Below are 19,856 nucleotides of genomic sequence, written 5' to 3'. Positions count from 1 at the left end.
ACTCGGGTCTCACCATAATCACGGCCTCCCGGGCAGCGGAATGACGATCACCCGGCCACCGCGTAGACCACGAGGTTGTCGCGGTAGGAACGCAGTGATCGGTCGAAGACGCCGCCGCAAGTGATCAGCCGCAGCTGCCGGTCCGGAGTCGGGCCGTACACCTCCTCGGTGGGGAATTCGGTCTTCGGATACCAGCGGATTGCCGTGACCGTGAAGCTGACTGTGCGGCCGCCGCGCACGACGTCGACGCGATCGCCGGCGGCCAGTTCGCGCAGGCGGTAGAAGACGGCGGGGCCGGATTTGGAGTCGACGTGGCCGGCGATGACGGCCGGGCCGGTGTCGCCGGGGGCGGTGCCACCGGCGTACCAGCCGGCGTCGGCGAACTTCTCCGGAGGCTGCAGGGCGCCGTCCGGGCCGATCTTCAGCGTCTCGAGTGGAGTGTCGATCTTGACCGCGCCGATGCGGAGCCTGGTCGGGGCGCCGGCCGGGACGGCGGCGATGCTGCCGAAGGGGTCGCCGGCCGGGCGTTCGGCCTCGGCGGGTGCGGTGGTTGCGGCGGCCTGCGGCGCAGTGTCGGTGGCTGCCACGATGCCGGCCCATCGGCCCAGGTCGGCGGGGGTGCGGTCGGTGACGGCGAGGTATCCGCCGGCGGCGGCGAGGGCGGCCAGCGTGGCGGCGGCGGTCGGCAACGCGGCACGACGCCACAACCCCTTCTTTGGTACGGGGTCGAGGTGGTCTTTCGGTAGCTGGGCGGGCGCGAGCGCCGACGGCACAATCTCAGGAGCGGTTTCCCGTACGGGGGAAGGGTGATCGGGGGTCGCCGTGCGGATGGGCGGAGGTTCGACCGAGGCCGGGGCCTGCTCGTCCGGGGCTTGGGGAAAGACACGACGCGGGAAGGGTGTGGCGGCCTGGCCCAGGCGCAGGGAACGGCTCGGCTGCGGGCGCGGGAGGGAGAGCGCGCCGGGCACGAGGGCGCGGGCTCTGACCGGTCCGGGTTTGACCACTTTGGCCCGGCCCCGGGCTATCCAGCTGATCTCGCCCTCACCCAGTGGCCGGACGATCGGCACCGGTTCCGGCGTCTCCGGCCGGCCCGGCGTCTCGGGACCGGCCGGCCGGCTGGACAGCCGGACGATCAGCGGGGTGTCGGAGTCGTCGCCTTTCACCGGACAACCTCAGGCCATTCGCAGCCGTCGGCGGAGCAGGACGACCAGGGCCCCGGTGACCAGGGCGCCCGCCGCGCCCGCGAGCAGGGCGCCCGGAAGCTGGGAGCTCGGGGCCGAGCCGCCGATGCCGGTGGCGACGCTGCCCAGCGGGACGGTGCCCTGGCGCTCGGCGTCGACGTGCAGTTCGGGCTTGAGGCCGCCGGCGTCGTCGTCCAGCACGATCAGCGAATAAACACTGCCCGCGCCCAGCGTGCAGGGCAACTCGCTGGAGCTGCCACCGCCGGCCGGCTGGACCTGCACGCTCCACTTGCCCGGCCGGACCTCGCGATAGGCCGTCGTGGTGGCGAACTGGACGCCGTCCGCGATCTTCGCGCCGTTCTTGCCGGCCACGTCGAGCAGCGGCGCCTTGACCGAGGCCTGGATGATGCGGACCTTCGACTTGCCGGGATCGGGCAGGCGCAGGTCGTCCTCGATCACACGCAGACCCAGGTCGGCGAAGCGGCCCACGCCCGCGACCGTGTAGGCGCCGTCGTCCCGCACGCCGACCTCGGTGGTGATCACCGGCGGCTCGCTCGCGGGAGCACCGGCCTTGCGCATGGCGACCTGATAGGCGCCGGTCGGCAGGCGCAGGTAACGGGACATGTCGCCATAGGCGACGGCCCGGAACGTCTGGGGCTCGACCGCGCCGGAATCCGACTTCAGATAGACGTCGACGGCGGGCGTGTCGGGCGAGAGGTGCGCGAGACGCACATAACCACTGCCCGCGGCGGCCTGGGCCGGAGGCGCGCCGAGCAACACGATCGTCAGCACCGCGGCGCCGGCCGCGAGGCGCCGCAGGGTGGGGACCGGGAGTCTCATGGAGCCTCCTTTCAGTGGTCTTCATATATATGGCATCGCTACTCGATCGCACCATGGTGCGCGCGGTCAGGGAATTTCGCTGCCTGGACGTCCGTCCCGTGCCCGGATGACCATTTCGCGCCGGTTCAGTTTTTGTCGTACCCGCGAGGGAGCATGGATTCATGCAAGAAGTCCTGGAGCAGTTCGGCCCGGCCACCCGCGAGTGGTTCACGGCGGCCTTCGCCGCGCCCACCGCGGCGCAGGCGGGTGCCTGGCGGGCGGTCGGCGCGGGGCGTAATGCCCTGGTCGTCGCGCCGACCGGCTCCGGCAAGACGCTGGCCGCGTTCCTGTGGTCGCTCGACCGGCTGGCCCGCGAGCCCATGCCGGAGGATCCGAAACGCCGCTGCCGGGTGCTCTATGTGAGCCCGCTCAAGGCGCTGGCGGTCGATGTCGAGCGCAACCTGCGGGCCCCGCTCACGGGCATCCGCCAAGCGGCCGGGCGGCTCTCGCTCACGCCGCCCGACATCACGGTTTCCATGCGTACGGGTGACACGCCGGCCGACGAGAGGCGACTCTTCGCCCGCACCCCGCCGGACATCCTGATCACCACCCCCGAGTCGCTTTTCCTGCTGCTCACGTCGGCCGCCCGCGAGTCGCTGCGGGGCGTCGAAACGGTGATCATCGATGAGGTGCACGCGGTCGCCGCCACCAAGCGCGGGGCGCATCTGGCCCTCTCGCTCGAGCGGCTCGACGCGCTGCTCGCCCGCCCGGCCCAGCGGATCGGCCTGTCCGCCACCGTGCGCCCGATCGACGAGACGGCCCGGTTCCTGGGCGGCGCGCACGACGTCGAGATCGTCCAGCCGCCCAGCTCCAAGACCATCGAGGTCGCCGTCGAGGTGCCGGTCGAAGACATGACCCGCCTCGACGAGGTGCCCGAGGTCGACCCCGACGACCCGGGCGCCGGACGCCACTCGCCGTCGATCTGGCCCGCGGTCGAGGAACGGGTGCTCGACCTCATCGAGGCGCACCGGTCGACGATCGTCTTCACCAATTCGCGGCGCGGCGCCGAGCGGCTCTGCGCGCGCATCAACGAGTTGTCGGCCGAGCGCAAGGGCGTCGAGCCGGTCGAGCCGAGCCGGCCGCCGGCCCAGATGATGGCCCAGGCCGGTCAGGCCGGCGGCGCGCCACCGGTGGTCGCCCGGGCCCACCACGGCAGCGTCTCGCGCGAGGAGCGCAAACAGATCGAGGAGGCCCTGAAATCCGGCGTCCTGCCCGCCGTGGTCGCCACCTCCAGCCTCGAGCTGGGCATCGACATGGGCGCGGTCGACCTGGTGGTGCAGATCGAGGCGCCGCCCTCGGTCGCGGCCGGGCTCCAGCGCATCGGCCGCGCCGGTCACCAGGTGGGCGCGGTCTCGCGCGGCGTGGTGTTCCCGAAGCATCGGGGCGACCTCGTCTCCTGCGCCGTGGTGGCCGACCGGATGAGCGCCGGCGCGATCGAGGAGCTGCGTTATCCGCGCAACCCGCTCGACGTGCTGGCCCAGCAGATCGTCGCCATGGTGTCGCTCGACGCCTGGATGGTCGACGAGCTGGCGGCCCTGGTCCGCCGGGCCGCGCCCTTCGCCGAGCTGCCCGAGTCGGCGCTGCACGCGGTGCTCGACATGCTGTCCGGGCGCTATCCGTCGACGGCGTTCGCCGAGCTGCGCCCCCGCCTGGTGTGGGATCGCGGCACCGACGAGCTGACCGGTCGTCCGGGCGCCCAGCGCCTGGCCGTCACCAGCGGCGGCACGATCCCCGACCGCGGCATGTTCGGCGTGTTCCTGGCCGGGTCCGAGCGCGCGTCCCGGGTCGGCGAGCTCGACGAGGAGATGGTCTACGAGTCCCGCGTCGGCGACGTGTTCCTGCTCGGCTCGACGTCGTGGCGCATCGAGGACATCACGCCCGACCGGGTGCTGGTCTCCCCCGCGCCCGGAGCCCCGGCCAAGATGCCGTTCTGGAAGGGCGACTCCCCCGGCCGGCCGATCGAGCTGGGCCGGGCGATCGGCGCCCAGCTGCGCACGCTGACCCGCGCCGACGACGAGAAGGCGACCAGGACGCTGCGCGACTCCGGGCTCGACGAGTGGGCCGCGGGCAACCTGCTGGCCTATCTGCGCGAGCAGCGCGAGGCGACGCGCAACCTGCCCGACGACCGTACGATCGTGGTCGAGCGTTTCCGCGACGAGCTGGGCGACTGGCGCATGACCGTCCACTGTGTGCTCGGGGCCAAGGTCAACGCGCCCTGGGCGCTGGCCATCGCCCGGCGCCTGTCCGAGCGGTACGGGGTGGACGGCCAGGTCATGCCGTCCGACGACGGCATCGTGGTGCGCCTGCCCGACACCGCCGAGGACCCGCCCGGAGCCGACCTGGTCGCCTTCGACGCCGAAGAGATCGCCCAGCTGGTCGAGGAGTCGGTCGGCACGTCGGCGCTGTTCGCGTCCCGCTTCCGCGAGTGCGCGGCCCGTTCGCTGCTGCTGCCCCGCCGCGACCCCCGCCGGCGCCAGCCGCTGTGGCAGCAGCGGCAGCGCTCGGCCCAGCTGCTCGACGTGGCCCGCGAGTTCGCCGACTTCCCGGTCACGCTCGAGGCCGCCCGCGAGTGCCTGCAGGACGTGTTCGACCTGCCCGGCCTCACCGGCCTGATGCGCGAGATCGCCGGCCGCAAGGTGCGCCTGGTCGAGGTCGAGACCCCGCGGCCCTCGCCGTTCGCCCGGTCGCTGCTGTTCGGCTATGTCGGGGCCTTCCTCTACGAGGGCGACGCTCCGCTGGCCGAGCGGCGCGCGGCCGCCCTGGCCCTCGATTCGACGCTGCTCGGCGAGCTGCTGGGCCGGGTCGATCTGCGCGAGCTGCTCGATCCCGAGGTGGTCGGCGAGACCGAGGCCCAGCTGCAGTGGCTGACCACCCAGCGCCAGCCGCGCGACGCCGAGGACGCGGCCGAGCTGCTCCGGCTGCTGGGCGACCTCTCCCCGACCGAGCTCGCCGTGCGCGGGGTCGAGGAGTCCTGGCTGTCCACGTTGGAGAGCAACCGCCGGGCGATCCGCATCCGGGTGGCCGGCGAGGAACGCTGGATCGGCATCGACGACGCGGGCCGCTATCGCGACGCGTTCGGCGTGGCGCTGCCGGTGGGTCTCCCCGAGGCCTACCTGTCGTCGGTCGCCGACCCGCTGGGCGACCTGGTGGGGCGTTACGCCCGCACGCACGGTCCGTTCGCGGCGGCCACCTGCGCGGCCCGGTTCGGGCTCGGTGTCTTCGTCGTGGAGCAGGCGCTCAAGCGGCTCTCGGCGACGGGCCGGGTGGCGCAGGGCGAGTTCACCCCCGGCGGCGCGGGCAGCGAATGGTGTGACGCCGAGGTGCTGCGCATGCTGCGGCGGCGGTCGCTGGCCGCGCTCCGCCGCGAGATCGAGCCGGTGCCGCCGCGGATCCTGGCCGCGTTCCTGCCGCGCTGGCACCAGATCGGCGGCAACGCCCGCGGGATCGACGCGCTGGCCGCCACGATCGAGCAGCTGCAAGGCATCGCCGTGCCCGCCTCGGCGTGGGAGCGGCTGGTGCTGCCGGCCCGCGTCGCCGACTACGCGCCGCCGATGCTCGACGAGATGAGCAGCGGCGGCGATGTGCTCTGGGCCGGCTCGGGGTCGATCGGCAACAACGACGGGTGGATCACCCTGGCCTATGCGGATTCCGCTCCCCTGCTGCTGCCGCCGCCCGACGACGAGTTCGCGGCCACGCCGCTGCATCAGTCCGTGCTGGACGCGCTCGGCGACGGGCAGGCGCTGTTCTTCCGCTCGCTCGCCGACCGGGTCGCCTCCACCGACGACGCCAAGCTGGCCGCCGTGGTGTGGGATCTCGTCTGGGCCGGCCACCTCACGAACGACACGCTCGCCCCGCTGCGGGCTCTGCTCGGCGGCAGCGGCGCGCACAAGTCCAAAGCCGCCCCCGCCCGTACGCGGTATCGCCGCCCCGGCCGCCCGGTCATGCCGGCTCGCGGCGGGCCGCTCAACATGGCCGGTCGCTGGTCCCGGCTGCCCGACCGTGACCTCGACCCGACCCGTCGCGCGGCCGCCCTGGCCGACCTGCTGCTCGAACGCCACGGCGTGGTCACCCGCGGCGCGGTCATGTCCGAGGGCCCGGTCGGCGGGTTCGCCGGGGTCTATCCGGTGCTGGGCGCACTCGAGGAGAGGGGCGCGGCCCGGCGGGGTTACTTCGTCGAGGGTCTGGGGGCGGCGCAGTTCGCCGTGCCCGGCGCGGTCGATCGGCTGCGCGCCCTGGCCGAGCCGGCCGAGCTGGCCAAACGCACGGGCGCCACGGCGGTGGTGCTGGCCGCGACCGACCCGGCCAACCCGTACGGCGCCGCGCTGCCGTGGCCCGAACGCATCATCGACAGCGGCGACGGCGAGCCGGTCGCCAAGGCCGGCCATCGCGCGGGCCGCAAGGCGGGCGCCCTGGTCCTGCTGGTCTCCGGCGACCTGATCCTCTACGTCGAACGCGGCGGCCGCACCCTGCTGTCCTTCACCGACGACCCCGAGGCCCTGATCGCCGCCGGCCAGTCGCTGGCCGCTTCGGTCCGTTCCGGCGCGCTGGGCCCGATGTCGGTCGAACGCGCCGACGGCGAGTCGGTCCACTCCTCCCCGCTGCGCGACGCCTTGACGGCGGCCGGTTTCCGAACCACCCCGAGGGGGTTGCGCCTGCGCGGATGACCAAGGCAGCCCGCCTCGGGACGGCTCAGGCCGGCCCGGACGCCGGCCAGCTGCTGACGGCGGGCCAGCCCGCCGGCGATCTCCCACAGCGCCTCGGCCGGCATCGGCTCGGCCGAGGCGACGTCGATGAGTTCGCCCAGGCGTGGCCAGGTCTCGCTGATCGAATCGGCCAGGTTCACGCCGCCTGAGCCGGAGTCAGCGCCGGCAGTACGCCGAGCCGGCGGTCACCAGTCCACCGGCCCGGGAGCGCGACGTGAAGCCGCGAAGCCACAGACTTGCCTCCCCGTTCTTCGCCGAGGACAGGAGACGCGCGCGGCGAAAGTAAGCGTCAGCCGAGGGACGTGGGCAGCCGGGTCAGGTCGGCGCAGGGGGTAGGCGGTGGGAGGCGGCCGGCGGTGTAGGCGGCCGGGGTCACGCCCATGAAGGAACGGAAGTCGCTGATCATGTGGGCCTGGTCGAAGAATCCGGCGTCGTCGGCCACGGCCGCCCACTGGCGGGTGCCGGCCTGATCCAGGACGCGTCGCAGGCGGGTGATGCGGGCGAAGTGCTTGGGTGAGAGGCCGACCTCGCGGGCGAACAGGTTGCGCAGGTGGCGTTCGCTCACGCCCAGTTCGGCCGCCGCCTCGGCCAGGCGGGGCACGGTCGACAGTGAACGGACGGCCGCCGCCAGCACATCGCTTCCGGCGGACGACCAGCCGGAGACATCGCGGGCGGGCGGGGATTCCTGGCTTCCGGACAGGCGGGCGGCCACGGCGTTCTGCAGCAGGGCGAGAACCTGGGCCGGGTCGCGGCCGGCGCCGGTGAGGGCCTCCGTCAGTTGGGCGCCGGCCGGTCCCCAGAGGTCGGTCAGGCGGAAAGTGCGGTCGACCAGGGTCTGGATCGGGACGCCGAGGACGGCTCGGGCCACGCCGGGGCGCAGACGCAGGCGTACGCAAACGGGGACGCCCCTGACCGGGTGGTAGCGGCCGCGGGTGCGGGGGCCGACCACGTACAGGTCGCTCCGGCCGGTTGCGGTGGTCCGGAAGGCCAGCGCCGTGGCGGGGTCGGGGATCTGGACCGCAGTCGTGCCGTCGGTCAGGTTCGAGATCACCTCGGGATCGGCAAGCACGGGTTCACGCTAGTCCGAGTACGGGCCGCCGGGGAGTGCCGAAACTTCCAATACGGGCGCGCGGGCGGACGCCACGGTTGGGGACATGATTCTGGTACTCGGTGCCACCGGCACCACCGGCTCCGCCCTGGTCGACGCGCTGCTCGGCCGCGATCTCGAGGTCACCGCGGTCACCCGGAACCCGGCGGGTGTGCCGCCCCGGCCGGGCCTGACCGTCAGCCGGGAGATCGTGCCCGCCGACGCCATCTATCTGGTCGCGCCGCCCGGCCCGGAGATTCCCGATCATGACCGTCGTCATCTGCGGGCCGCCGTCGACGCGGGGATCGGCCGGGTGGTCAAGCTGTCGGCGATCGGAACGCCGGACACGCCCGTACGGGAAAATGATCTGGGCGGTTGGCATCAGCCCGGCGAGGAGGCGGTCCGGGCGAGCGGTCTGCGGTGGACGATTCTGCGCCCGACCACGTTCGCGTCGAACTCGCTGGCCTGGGCCGACGACCTGCGTCAGGGGTGGCCGGTCCCGAATTTCTGGGGCGACGGGAAGCAGGGGGTGATCGATCCGGCCGATGTCGCCGCGGTGGCCGCCGAGGCGTTGAGCGGCGACGACCACCATGGACAGACCTATACGCTCACCGGCCCCGAGCTGATCACCGTGCCCGAGCAGGTGGCGGTGCTCGGCGACATCGCCGGGGTAGCGGCCATCGCGGTGGACACGCCCCCGGAGGGAGTCGGCGTCTTCGCGGAGGGCGCCCGGTTCGTCCGCGAGGGACGCAACGCGATCGTCACCGACGACGTCGAGCGGATCCTCGGCCGCAGACCCGCAACCTTCCGGGCCTGGGCCGAGGCTCACCGCACGAGGTTCCGGCCGGAACCCCGGAGCCAGATCTAGAGCTGCGGCGTTCCGGCCGGAACCCCGGAGCCAGATCTAGAGCTGCGGCGCGACCGCCGAGGCGACCAGGTCGATGTGGTCGAGGTCGCTCAAGTCCAGCACCTGCAGGAACATCCGCGTGGCGCCGGCCGCCGCGTACGCCTTGATGATCTCGACGGCCTGGTCGGGGGTGCCGACCACGCCGCCGTTCTCGCGCATCTCGCCGACCTCGCGACCGATGGCCGCGGCCCGCCGGCGCACCTCGGCGTCGTCGCGGCCCACGCAGAGCACCGCCGCGGCCGAGAAGGCGGGCAGCGACGTGCGGCCGATGGCCGCCGAGGCCTCCCGCACCCGCTCGAACGTCGGCGCCACGTCGTCGAGCTTGGCGAACGGGACGTTGAACTCGTCGGCGAAGCGGGCGGCCAGCGCCGGGGTCCGCTTCTTGCCGTGCCCGCCGACGATCACCGGCGGGCGCGGCGACTGGGCCGGCTTGGGCAGGGCGGGCGAGTCGTTCAGCTGGTAGTACTTGCCGTGGAAGTCGAACGATCCGTCGGCCGCCCACAGACCGGTGATGATCTCGAGCTGTTCCTCGAGCCGGTCGAAGCGCTCCCGCAGCGACGGGAACGGAATGCCGTACGCGGTGTGCTCGGCCTCGAACCAGCCGCCGCCGAGACCGAACTCGATGCGCCCGCCGCTCATCTGGTCGGCCTGGGCGACCGCGATGGCCAGCGGCCCGGGCAGCCGGAACGTGGCCGACGTGACCAGCGTGCCGAGCCGGATGCGGGAGGTCTGCACGGCCAGCGCGGCCAGGGTCAGCCACGCGTCGCTGGGCCCGGGCAGGCCGTCGCCGCCCATCGTGGCGAAGTGGTCGGACCGGAAGAACCCGTCGTAGCCGCCGGCCTCGGCCGCCTGCGCAACGCGGCGCAGGTCGTCGTGGCTTGCCCCCTGCTGGGGCTCGGTGAAGATCACGAGACGCATGACCCCAACCCTGCCAGATCGCTCGCGGCGCGCCTTGTGGAACCGGCCACACACGATCCGTAGCAAGGCAGTAACGTTTCTCACCATGGCCGGGTATTCATGGATCAGCCTCACCACCGACTACGGCACGTTCGACGGCTTCGTCGCGGCGTGTCACGGATCGATCGCCCGTGTCGCGCCGGAGGTGCGCGTCATCGACGTCACGCATCACGTGCCTCCGGCCGATGTGGCCCGCGGCGCGGCCGTGCTGGCGCAGACGGCGCCGCATCTGCCGCCGAGCGTGCACGTCGCCGTGGTCGACCCCGGCGTGGGCACGTCCCGCCGCGGCGTCGTTCTCACCACGCCCAACGGCCTGCTGGTCGGTCCCGACAACGGCGTGCTGATCTGGGCGGCCGAGGCGCTGGGCGGCATCGAGTCGGCGCACGGCATCCGCACCGAGGGCACCATCTCCAGCACGTTCCACGGGCGTGACGTCTTCGCCCCGGCCGCGGCGCGTCTCGCCCTCGGTGGCAAGCCCGACGAGGCCGGTCCCGAGATCGACAAGCATTCCCTCGTACGCCTTCCCGACCCGGTCGTCACGGTCGGCGACGGCTGGCTCGAGGCCGAGGTGCTGACGGTCGACCGGTTCGGCAACATCCAGCTGGCGGCGGGCGGCGAGATGCTGCGCGGCCTGGGTTCCGAGCTGATGCTCAACGGCACCGTCAGCGCCCGCCTGGGCAACACGTTCGGCGACGTCGACCAGGGTGATCTGCTGGTCTTCGAGGATTCGGCCGGTCATGTCGCGATCGCCGTGAACAACGGCCGGGCCGTGGTCGTCCTGTCCGTCCGCCCGGGCGACATGGTCAAGGTCGCGGCCCGTTAGCCCTTCCTGATCCGGTCGCGGGACGCCGCATAGGTCCGCTCCCCGGCGAGCCGCCACAGAAGCCGTACGGGAAACGGAAGCTCGCCGAGGAAACGCCGGCTCTCGGCCGGGGTGGTCTCCTCGAGGATCGCGCCCAGGAAGATCAGCGCCATCTTGCCCTTGGGCAGCACCTCCTTGCCCCGGTCGCCGACCGCCTTCCATTCGGCCGGGGTGAGGTGCTGCTCGATCAGCGGCAGGATCTCGCGCTCCTCGTCGGCCAGGTGCTCGTCGAGGGCCACCGCGGCCTGGGCAATCACGTCGGCCAGTTCGTCGCGGTCGGCGGCCGACGCCCGGGAACGCCAGCGCGGCTGGATCTCGTCGATGCGCGCGAGCGGCTCGTGCAGCCGGTGATGTTGGGCCTCCATCCGGTGGATCAGGCCGGCGTGCATTTCCGCCCGCTGGAGCAGGAACGGCCAGACCAGCTCGTCCTCGGCCGAGTGATGGTGGTGCAGCCCGAGCGCGATGTTGGCCAGATGCGAGCCGAGCACCTCGGCGCGGGCCGTGTCGCCCGGGGCCACCGCACGGACCAGGGCGGGCATGATGCCGAACTCGCGCCGGAACACCCGGTGGACGACGACCATGTCCCAGGTGTCGGTGCGTTGCGAAGTCGAAGTCGTGGTCATGCGGACAAGGTCGCAGGGTCGGCTTGCAGACTGCCTGCAAGTGGCCTGCACTTCTATGCTCTGACCTGTGCTGATCGGCAAGGTGCTCGGGCCCACCGAGGTGGAGCTGGACGGCGCGGTCGCCGATCTGGGCGGGCCGCTGCCGCGCCGGTTGGTCACGGCGCTGCTCGCCGCCGAGGGCCGGCCGGTCGGGGAGGACACGCTGGCCGAGGCGATCTGGGGTGCGGAGGCGCCGGCCAATCCGACTTCTTCCCTGCAGGCGTACGTCTCCCGGCTGCGCCGCACGCTGGGCCGCCCCGCGCTGGCCCGGGCCGGCGAGGGTTACCGGCTCGCGGTCGACGACACCGACGCGGCCCGGTTCGCCGCCGAGGTGCGTCGCGGGCGGGTCCTGCTCGACGACGAGCGGCCGGGCGAGGCGTTGCGGGTGTTCGAGGCGGCCCTGGCCCGGTGGCGCGGCGAGGCCTACGCCGACCTGCCCCGGACGTACGCCCGCCCGCCGCTGGAGGAGCTGCGCGCGGTCGCCGAGGAGGAGCGCCTGGCGGCGTGGCTGGCCACCGGCGACGCCCCGGGCGTGACCGGTGAGCTGGAGGCCGCCGTGGCCGCCGAGCCCTATCGCGAGCGCCGCTGGGAGTTGCTGATCCTCGCGCTCTATCGCGGTGGCCGGCAGGCCGAGTCGCTGGCCGCGCTGCGCCGGGTCCGCCAGCGGCTCGCCGACGACCTGGGCATCGATCCCGGTCCGGCGCTGCAGGATCTCGAGGGTCGCCTGCTCGCCCAGGATCCGGGGCTGTTGCTGCCGTCCCGGCCCGCTCCCGCCGTACGGCCGCTGTCGCATTTCTTCGGACGCACGGCCGAGCTCACCGCCCTGGCCGAGCTGCTGCGGAACGCGCGCCTAGTCACGCTGGTCGGGCCGGGCGGCGCGGGCAAGACCAGGCTCGCGATCGAGTACGCCGCCGCCCGCGACCCGTGGTTCGTCCGGCTGGCCGACGTGACCGAGGCCGCGCTCGTGCCGGCCGCCGTCGCCGCCGCGGCCGGGGTGCGCGGTGCGACCACCGAGGCGATCGCCACCGCGCTGGGTGATCGGCCCGGCCTGTTGCTGCTCGACAACTGCGAGCATGTCGTGGCGGCCGCGGCCGACCTGACGCTCGAACTGCTCGCCCGCTGCCCTCAGCTGCGGGTGCTGGCCACGAGCCGGGAACCGCTCACGGTCGACGGCGAACGTCTGCTGCCGGTGGCGCCGCTGCCGTCCGGCGACGCGGTGGCGCTGCTGACCGATCGGATCACCGGCGTACGCCCCGGCTGGCGCCCCGCCCCCGAGGAGTCGGCCACGCTGGCCCGGCTGGCCACGGCGCTGGACGGCATTCCCCTGGCCCTGGAACTGGCGGCCGCGCGCGCCCGCGTTCTCGGCCTGTCCGAGCTGCTCGACATGCTGCACGACCGCTTCCCGGCGCTCGGCCCGGTGCCGCGCGGCGCACTGGCCCCGCACGAGACGCTGGAGGCCGCGGTGGCCTGGAGCGTCGACCTGCTCGGCCCGTCCGACCGGGCGATGCTGCTGCGGCTGTGGCCGTTCGAGGGCGGCTTCCCGCTGTCGGCTGTCGAGGACGATCTGGACGCGCTGTCGGCGCTGGTGGCCCGGTCGGTGGTGGTGGCCGACACCACGGTCACCCCGGCCCGCTACCGGCTGCTGGAGATCGTGCGGGCCTACTGCCGGCAGCGCGACCCCGACCCGCGGGACAGCCGTGAGCGGCACGCCGCCTGGGTGCGCGGGCTGGTCGAGCAGCACGCGCCCCTGCTCCGCGGTGAACGGTCGGCGCGCTCCATCCGCGTGCTCAACCGCGAGTTGCCCAACCTGCGAGCCGGCATCCGGCACGACCTCGAGGCCCGGCCGGCCACGGCGTTGCGCACCGCCGGGCTGCTGGAGTGGTTCTGGTTCCGCGGCGGGCTGGTCGCCGAGGGGCTGCCGCTGCTGCGGGCCGCACTGGCCGCCGCCCCGGCCGCGCCGCCCACCGACCGGGCCCGCGCCCACCTGAGCCTGGCCATGCTGCGCTACATAGCGGGCGATCTCGGCGCGACGGTCGACCTCTATGCGGGGCTCGACCTGCTCCGCGACCACCCCGACCACGACGGGCGGATCGTGGCCGCGCAGGCCGCCTACTACGAGTCGCTCTACTGGTCGTTCCGGGGCGAGCCCGACCGGGCCGTCGAGCCCGCCCGCCGTTCGATCGCGATGACCGCCGAGATCGGCGAGGAGTGGATCCGGCCCGCGGCCGAGATGTCGCTCGGCGCGGCCCTGGCCGGCGCGGGCCGGCTCGACGAGGGCCGCCGGGTGCTGGCCGCGGCGGGCGAGCAGGCGATCGCGAACCATCAGACCTGGACGGCCGCCATGTGCGGGCTGCTGCTGGCCCGGACGCTGCTCGTCGAGCCCGCGCGGCCGGAGGAGGCGCTCACCGTCGTACGGCGGGCCCTGGATCTTTTCCACGAGGAGGACGACGTGGGCAATGTCCTGGCCAGCCTGCACACTGGGGCGTACGCGCTGGTTCGCAACGGCCGCACCGAGGAAGCGGCCCGGCTGCTCGTGGCCGCACGCCGGGCCGCCGTCCGCCGCGGCATGGACCTCGACGTCGCCGACCCGATCCGATCCGGGGCCCTGGCCGAGGCGATCCCGGCCGCATTGCTCGACGCGGCCGGGGAAATCGGTGACGACGAGTCGGCCCTGCCGACGTTGCTCGGGCCGGAAAGCGGGAACAATTGAGCCATGCCCGAGGGCGATACCGTCTGGAACACCGCGCGCGTGCTCGAACGCGCACTGCAGGGAGACACGCTCACCGGATCCGACTTCCGGGTGCCGCAGCTCGCCGCCACCGACCTCAGCGGCTGGACCGTCGCCGAGTCGGCCAGCCGTGGCAAGCATCTGCTGCTGCGCCTGACCCGCGACGGTGAGCGGCCGCTCACCGTGCATTCGCACCTGCGCATGGAGGGCGCCTGGCGGGCGTACGCGCCGGGCGAACGCTGGACGGGCCGCCCGGCCCACCTGATCCGGGTCGTGCTGCGCACCCAACGCTCGGTCGCCGTCGGCTATCACCTGCACGAGGTCGCGCTCTATCCCACGGCCGAGGAGGAACAGCACCTCGGGCATCTCGGCCCGGACCTGCTGGGCGCCGACTGGGACGCGGAGGAGGCGGTGCGCCGGATCGCCGCGCAGCCCGGCACGACCATCGCCGAGGCCCTGCTCGACCAGCGCAACCTGGCCGGGGTCGGCAACCTCTACAAGGCCGAGACGCTGTTCCTGCGTGGAGTGTGGCCGTGGACGCCGGTGTCGCAGGTCGCCGATCTGCCGGGGACGGTCACGCTGGCCCAGAAGCTGGTCGCCTCGAACCGGGGACGCTGGACGCAGACCACGACCGGCTCATTGCGGCGCGGCCAGACCAGCTATGTGTACGGTCGGCGCGCTCAGCCGTGCCGGCGCTGCGGAAGCGCGATCCAGAAGGACGACAAGGGCGAACGGATCACGTACTGGTGCCCGCGTTGTCAGCCGCGGCCTGCTGCTTGAAAACGGTCGTCGGGGTTCGCTTGAGCTCCGAGAGGCCCTCGGCCAGGCCGCGCAGCCGATCGGTCGCGTCGACCAGGCTGCCGAACGCGGGATGCCGGCCGTCGGCGATCGGGTGCCCGTCCTCGGCGATATAGCTCGCCGCCGCCGCGACCAGACGCTCGTAGGCCTCGACGCCCTCGGTGAACTGGGTGGCCAGCGAACCGTGCGACTCGGTCAGGGAGGCGCGCTGCTCGGGCGGGCTCAGCGGAAGCGCCCGTTCGACGCCGGCCACCCGTTGACCGAGATCACGCAGCCACTCCTCGGCCACCGCGGCCTCGAGGAGGGCGCTCTCACCGGGACCGTTGAGCCGGCCGGCCAGCGTGGTCAGCGTCAGCGAAGCGCGGTCGAGCCTGTCCCACGCCAGCGTGATCGCCGACCCGCGCAGGGCGTAGCGGTTCTTCTGCCGGCGCATCTCGTTCATCACCGTGCGCCCGGCCGGGAACCGTTCGATGGCCGCGGCCAGCCTTGCCCCGGGCACCGCGGGCGGCGGCGGAGGCGGCGCCGGGATGGCCGCCAGCTCACGATGGTCGCTGTGCCGCCACCAGGCCAGCGCGACCGAGGCACCGGCCGTGCCGGCCCAGATCGCGTCGGCCCAGCCGACTCCCGCATACGGAGTGAGGACGGCGGTGGCCGCGGTCAGTCCGCCTCCCAGCACGCTCCATCGCCGCGCCGAGCCGCGCAGCCGCTTGAGTTGCCGGAAGTATCTGGTCCGCTCGTCCACCGTCGCCCTCCCCGTTGCTGTGCTCAGCCGGCGGCGGTCGTGTCGCCGCGCTTCTGATTCATGCTGGCCCGGATCTCGTCGAGCCGGGCGACACTGGCCGGGTCGGAAGCCGGCGAGGCGGCCTTCTCGACCGCGGGCTGGGCCGGGGCGCCACCGAGCTGCTCGCCCGCCATGCTGGCGCGGATCTGCTCGAGCCGGGACGAACCGGCCATGTCGAGGCTGGACTTCTGCACCTCGAGCATGCGGCCCTCGACCGAGTTGGAGGCCAGCTCGGCGCGGCCCATCGCGTCGGCGTAGCGCCGCTCGATCTTGTCGCGCACCTCGTCCAGCGACGGGGTGTTGCCCGGCGCGGCCAGCGAGGACATCGACTCGAGCGACTTGGCCACGGTCTCCTGCATCTTGGCCTGCTCGAGCTGGCTGAGCAGACGCGACCGCTCGGCAATGCGCTGCTGCAACACCATGGCGTTGTTCTCGACGGCCTTGCGGGCCTGGCCCGCGGCCGAGAGCGCCTGGTCGTGCAGCGTCTTGAGGTCCTCCATCGACTGCTCACCCGAGACCAGCTGGGTGGCGAGCGTCTGGGCGGTGGACTCGTATTTCTGGGCCTCGGACTCGTCGCCGCCGGAGCGTGCCCGGTCGGCCAGGACCAGCGCCTGCCGCGCCATGCCCTGCAGCTTCTCGACCTCGGACATCTGGCGGGACAGCTTCATCTCCAGCTGACGCTGGTTGCCGATGACCGCCGCGGCCTGCTGCACGAGGGCCTGGTGCTGGCGCTGTGCGTCCTCGATGGCCTGCTGGATCTGGACCTTGGGGTCGGCGTATTCATCAATCTTCGCGCCGAAGAGCGCCATCATGTAACGCCAGCCCTTGACGAACGGATTCGCCATCTCGCGGTATCCCCTCAATGTCGCTCAGTCGGGTCCGCCACCGACGCAGATCGAGGAGCTGTCGCGATGGCGAGTTACCTGGTGTGGTCATGCCATCGTGTCAGCTCGACGCCACCGACGTCACGTGACCTCCGGGGGATCTCAGGGTGTCCCCCAGGCTTCGAGGCTACGCGCTCTCCGGGCTCGGGGTCGATCCCGAGGGAGCGTCCCCGAGGAGTCACAGCAACCGCACAAGGCACAAAAAGGAAACAGGCCGGGTCGGCTCCCGGAAGGAGCGGACCCAGCCCATTCGAATGATCTCTCAGGCGGCGTAGACGACGTCGCGCTGCGGCTTGCGAGTCGCGTGCAGGGTCGCCTTGAGAGGCGAATCCTGACGGACCTTGACCGACACGTTCCCGTCGCTCGTGACGCTCTTCTTGTTGTCGTCGACCGGCACCAGCACGCCGTCCATGTCCTCGGCGAGGGACAGCGTGTCGCTGACCTCGCTGAGAAGTTCGGAGAGCCGTGCGCCGAGCGCGTCACAGATGGCGGCGAGCAGCTCGCTGGACGCTTCCTTCTGACCGCGCTCGATCTCGGACAGGTAACCGAGGCTGACATTCGCGGCGGTGGACACCTCGCGCAGCGTGCGGTGCTGCCCCTGCCGGCGCGCCCGTAGTGCGTCGCCGATGACCCGGCGTAGCAGGACCATGGCACCTCCTCCTGCGGCGGGGCCGCCGGCACACGCCGGAGGCTTCCCGCAACCGTACCCGCTGCCGGCCATACCGACATCCCGCCCCGCCGAATTCCGGGGGGCCCGACAACGGGGCATTCACGTAACTTCGATGATCACCGGGACATTCCCCAGCTCAGACCGCCGCGGGGGCGTTCTGCAAACAGTCTGCGAGCAGGAGTAGTGCCCTCGTCACACTTTCCGTGCGGATGGCGTCCCGATTTCCGTCGAGTTTCAGCTCGCGCACCTCGGTGCCGGTCGGCCCGGCCACCGCCACGTAGACGAGTCCCACCGGCTTGCCGGCCTGCGGCTCGGGCCCGGCCACGCCGGTCGTCGCCAGTCCCCAGTCGGCCTCGCACCGCGCGCGGGCGCCCTCGGCCAGCGCCGCCGCCACGTCGCCGTCGACCGGTCCGCGCTCGTCCAGCAGCTTCTCGGGCACGCCCGCGAGCTTGTGTTTGAGGTCGGTGGCGTACACCACGAAGCCGCCCCGGTAGACCACGCTGGCCCCGGGGATCTCGACCGCCGTCGCGGCCACCAGACCGCCGGTCAGCGACTCGGCGGTGGCGAAGGTCTCCCGGCGGTCGACCAGACGGTGCATGGCCGCCGCAGCGGCGTTGTTCAAATCTTCCACGCCCGGCGTCTACCCTTCCGTGCGGCTCGCATGCCGGGCATTCCGGCGAAGGCGGAGCGCTTCGATCACATAGTCCACACCGGTCACGACGGTCACCAGAGTCGCCGCGGCCATCAGACCCGGGCCGACGATGTCGAACGGCTCGGGCACCGGCCACAGGTACCACGCGATGGCGGCGATCTGCAGCACCGTCTTGAGTTTGCCACCCCGGCTGGCCGGAATGATGCCGTACCGGATGACCCAGAACCGGAGCGCGGTGATGCCCCACTCGCGTACCAGGATCAGCACGGTCACCCACCAGGGCAGCCGGTCGTAGACCGAGAGCAGCACCAGAGCCGTGCCGGTGAGGGCCTTGTCGGCGATGGGATCGGCGACCTTGCCGAACGAGGTGACCAGCGACCAGCGCCGGGCGATCCAGCCGTCCACGAAATCGGTCGCCGAGGCCACGCAGAAGACCAGGCACGTGACGATACGCGCGCCCGTGCCGGTCAGCTGCGACGAGACCACCAGGCCGAGGAAGACCGGCACCAGCACGATCCGCACCACGGTCAGGACGTTCGCCACGTTGTACGGCGACACCGTCCTCGGCGCGGTCACCGGGACCGGCTCGTCGGTCACCGCGGGGACACCGGCGCCGCTGAGATCATCTCGACCGGCACGGCGACCAGGTCGACGCCCTCGGTCGCGGTGACCCGGGCCCGGACGAAGTCGCCGGGACGCAGGGCGGCCAGGTCGGCGCCGGTGCCGTCGGAAACCAGCGTCGTCGAGCCGTCGACCTCGGGGGCCTGGTGCTCGGCGCGGCCCTCGACCTCGCCGTCGGCGATCGTGTCGACCAGCACCTCGACGATCGACCCGAGCCGCTCCTCGGCCCGCTGGGCGCAGAGCTCGTCGGCCAGCGTCACGATCCGGTCGTAGCGGCGCTTGATCGTGTCTTCCTTGACCTTCTTGTCGAGCCCGGCCGCCTCGGTGCCGTCCTCGTCGCTGTAGTCGAAGACGCCGATCGCGTCGAGCCGGGCCTCGGACAGGAATCGCACCAGCTCGTCGACGTCCTGCTTGCTCTCGCCGGGGAAGCCGACGATGAAGTTGCTGCGTGCGCCGGCCGCCGGAGCCAGCTCGCGGGCCGAGGCCAGCAGGTCGAGGAACCGGTCGGTCGAGCCGAAACGCCGCATCCGGCGCAGCACCGGCTCGCTGGAGTGCTGGAACGACAGGTCGAAGTAGGGCGCGACACCCGGGGTGGTGGCGATCGCCTCGACCAGGCCGGGCCGGGTCTCGGCGGGCTGCAGATAGCTGGCGCGCACCCGGACGATGCCGTCGACCGCGGCGAGCTGCGGCAACAGCTTCTCGAGCAGCCGCGGGTCGCCCAGATCCTTCCCGTACGAGGTGCTGTTCTCACTCACCAGCACCAGCTCGCGCACGCCCGACCGGGCCAGCCACTCGGCCTCGGCCAGCAGCTCCTGCGGGTCGCGGGACACGAACGCGCCGCGGAACGCCGGGATCGCGCAGAACGCGCACTTGCGGTCGCAGCCGCTGGCCAGCTTGAGGCTCGCGACCGGGCCGTTGTCGAGCCGGCGGCGCAGCACCTTGCGCAGGTGAGCCGGGGTGTGCTCGTCGACGGTGGCGTGGCCGGGGATGACCACCTTGGCCGACTGGCGCTGCACGGGCGTGATCGGCAGCAGCTCGCGCCGGTCGCGGGGAGTGTGCGCGTCGAACCGCTCGCCCGCCAGGACGCCGTCGAGCCGGGCCGCGATGTCGGTGTAGTCGTCGAAGCTGACCACCGCGGACGCCTCGGGCAGGCTGTCGGCCAGCTCCTTGCCGTAACGCTCGGCCATGCAGCCGGCCGCGACGACCTTGGCGCCGGTGTCGGCCGCGGCGAGCAGCGTCTCGATCGAGTCCTGCTTCGCCTTCTCGACGAAGCCGCAGGTGTTGACGACGACCACATCGGCCCCGTCGGCGTCCGTGCTCACCTGCCATCCGCCCGCGTCGAGGCGGGCCGCGAGCTCCTCCGAATCGACTTCGTTTCGGGCACAGCCGAGGGTGAGCAGGGCGACACGGCGGGGGGAAGGAGTTACCGACACCAGGCAAGGTTAGCCGGGTTCCCACCCGGGTTCACCCGCGCACTGATCCGA

Annotated in this window: 15 protein-coding genes and 2 pseudogenes; 5 read left to right on the top strand and 12 right to left on the bottom strand. The window is 72.8% G+C overall.

Annotation, left to right across the window (positions count from 1 at the left end):
- Window positions 1–47 precede the first annotated feature (47 nt).
- Window positions 48–1,163, bottom strand: coding sequence for a class F sortase (locus ACZ3I4_RS29500; RefSeq protein WP_465385279.1), 1,116 nt, complete (start codon window positions 1,161–1,163; stop codon window positions 48–50).
- Between the two features lie 9 nt (window positions 1,164–1,172).
- Complete coding sequence (locus ACZ3I4_RS29495) at window positions 1,173–2,021, bottom strand: DUF4397 domain-containing protein (protein ID WP_465385278.1); 849 nt, start codon at window positions 2,019–2,021, stop codon at window positions 1,173–1,175.
- 161 nt (window positions 2,022–2,182) lie between these two features.
- Here ACZ3I4_RS29495 and ACZ3I4_RS29490 point away from each other — a divergent pair, with 161 nt between their 5' ends.
- Window positions 2,183–6,724 (top strand): ATP-dependent helicase, encoded by a 4,542-nt coding sequence (locus ACZ3I4_RS29490; protein ID WP_465385277.1) that lies wholly within the window; start codon window positions 2,183–2,185, stop codon window positions 6,722–6,724.
- Window positions 6,725–7,052: 328 nt separating this feature from the next.
- Here the strand turns inward: ACZ3I4_RS29490 and ACZ3I4_RS29485 are convergent, their stop codons facing one another.
- Window positions 7,053–7,832 carry a helix-turn-helix domain-containing protein gene (locus tag ACZ3I4_RS29485; RefSeq protein WP_465385276.1) on the bottom strand — a complete coding sequence of 260 codons (780 nt, stop codon included), beginning with the start codon at window positions 7,830–7,832 and terminating at the stop codon, window positions 7,053–7,055.
- Between the two features lie 85 nt (window positions 7,833–7,917).
- Between ACZ3I4_RS29485 and ACZ3I4_RS29480 the strand changes: the two genes are divergently transcribed.
- Window positions 7,918–8,718, top strand: coding sequence for an NAD(P)H-binding protein (locus tag ACZ3I4_RS29480; RefSeq protein ID WP_465385275.1), 801 nt, complete (start codon window positions 7,918–7,920; stop codon window positions 8,716–8,718).
- 36 nt (window positions 8,719–8,754) lie between these two features.
- Here ACZ3I4_RS29480 and ACZ3I4_RS29475 read toward each other — a convergent pair whose 3' ends face one another.
- Entirely contained in the window at window positions 8,755–9,675 is a 921-nt protein-coding gene (locus ACZ3I4_RS29475) for an LLM class F420-dependent oxidoreductase (RefSeq protein ID WP_465385274.1), read from the bottom strand.
- Between the two features lie 85 nt (window positions 9,676–9,760).
- Between ACZ3I4_RS29475 and ACZ3I4_RS29470 the strand changes: the two genes are divergently transcribed.
- Window positions 9,761–10,537, top strand: a complete 777-nt coding sequence (locus ACZ3I4_RS29470; RefSeq protein WP_465385273.1) for an SAM hydrolase/SAM-dependent halogenase family protein — start codon at window positions 9,761–9,763, stop codon at window positions 10,535–10,537.
- On the opposite strand, the gene ACZ3I4_RS29465 is transcribed toward ACZ3I4_RS29470, so the two are convergent.
- Window positions 10,534–11,199, bottom strand: coding sequence for a hemerythrin domain-containing protein (locus tag ACZ3I4_RS29465; protein ID WP_465385272.1), 666 nt, complete (start codon window positions 11,197–11,199; stop codon window positions 10,534–10,536). The two genes, ACZ3I4_RS29470 and ACZ3I4_RS29465, sit on opposite strands and share 4 nt — an antisense overlap.
- Before the next feature lie 67 nt (window positions 11,200–11,266).
- Between ACZ3I4_RS29465 and ACZ3I4_RS29460 the strand changes: the two genes are divergently transcribed.
- Both ACZ3I4_RS29460 and ACZ3I4_RS29455 read left to right on the top strand, forming a co-directional pair.
- A complete protein-coding gene (locus ACZ3I4_RS29460) occupies window positions 11,267–13,948 on the top strand; it encodes an AfsR/SARP family transcriptional regulator (protein WP_465385271.1) in 2,682 nt (893 codons plus the stop codon).
- A gap of 3 nt (window positions 13,949–13,951) precedes the next feature.
- Complete coding sequence (locus ACZ3I4_RS29455) at window positions 13,952–14,746, top strand: DNA-formamidopyrimidine glycosylase family protein (protein WP_465385270.1); 795 nt, start codon at window positions 13,952–13,954, stop codon at window positions 14,744–14,746.
- On the opposite strand, the gene pspM is transcribed toward ACZ3I4_RS29455, so the two are convergent.
- The 7 genes and pseudogenes from pspM to rimO all read right to left on the bottom strand — a co-directional run bounded on the left by pspM (window position 14,703) and on the right by rimO (window position 19,805).
- The gene (gene pspM / locus ACZ3I4_RS29450; RefSeq protein ID WP_465385269.1) at window positions 14,703–15,506 is read right to left on the bottom strand and encodes a phage shock envelope stress response protein PspM; all 804 of its coding nucleotides are present in this window, start codon (window positions 15,504–15,506) and stop codon (window positions 14,703–14,705) included. The genes ACZ3I4_RS29455 and pspM overlap by 44 nt on opposite strands.
- Window positions 15,507–15,529: 23 nt before the next feature.
- Window positions 15,530–16,390, bottom strand: coding sequence for a PspA/IM30 family protein (locus tag ACZ3I4_RS29445; RefSeq protein WP_465385268.1), 861 nt, complete (start codon window positions 16,388–16,390; stop codon window positions 15,530–15,532).
- Window positions 16,391–16,691: 301 nt separating this feature from the next.
- A pseudogene (locus ACZ3I4_RS29440) lies at window positions 16,692–16,799 on the bottom strand (helix-turn-helix domain-containing protein); the annotation flags it as partial.
- A 14-nt stretch (window positions 16,800–16,813) separates the two neighbouring features.
- Window positions 16,814–17,078: pseudogene (locus ACZ3I4_RS29435) on the bottom strand (helix-turn-helix domain-containing protein); the annotation flags it as partial.
- Between the two features lie 157 nt (window positions 17,079–17,235).
- Window positions 17,236–17,721 (bottom strand): CinA family protein, encoded by a 486-nt coding sequence (locus tag ACZ3I4_RS29430; protein WP_465385378.1) that lies wholly within the window; start codon window positions 17,719–17,721, stop codon window positions 17,236–17,238.
- Window positions 17,722–17,739: 18 nt separating this feature from the next.
- Window positions 17,740–18,348, bottom strand: coding sequence for a CDP-diacylglycerol--glycerol-3-phosphate 3-phosphatidyltransferase (pgsA, locus tag ACZ3I4_RS29425; RefSeq protein WP_465385267.1), 609 nt, complete (start codon window positions 18,346–18,348; stop codon window positions 17,740–17,742).
- Window positions 18,345–19,805, bottom strand: coding sequence for a 30S ribosomal protein S12 methylthiotransferase RimO (gene rimO / locus ACZ3I4_RS29420; protein ID WP_465385266.1), 1,461 nt, complete (start codon window positions 19,803–19,805; stop codon window positions 18,345–18,347). Before rimO ends, pgsA begins: the two co-directional genes overlap by 4 nt.
- Window positions 19,806–19,856: the final 51 nt, after the last annotated feature.

The sequence above is a fragment of the Actinoplanes sp. NPDC021490 genome (genome assembly GCF_055562135.1).
Note: the sequence above shows the minus strand (reverse complement) of the source record. Positions and strands in the feature narration are given on the sequence as shown.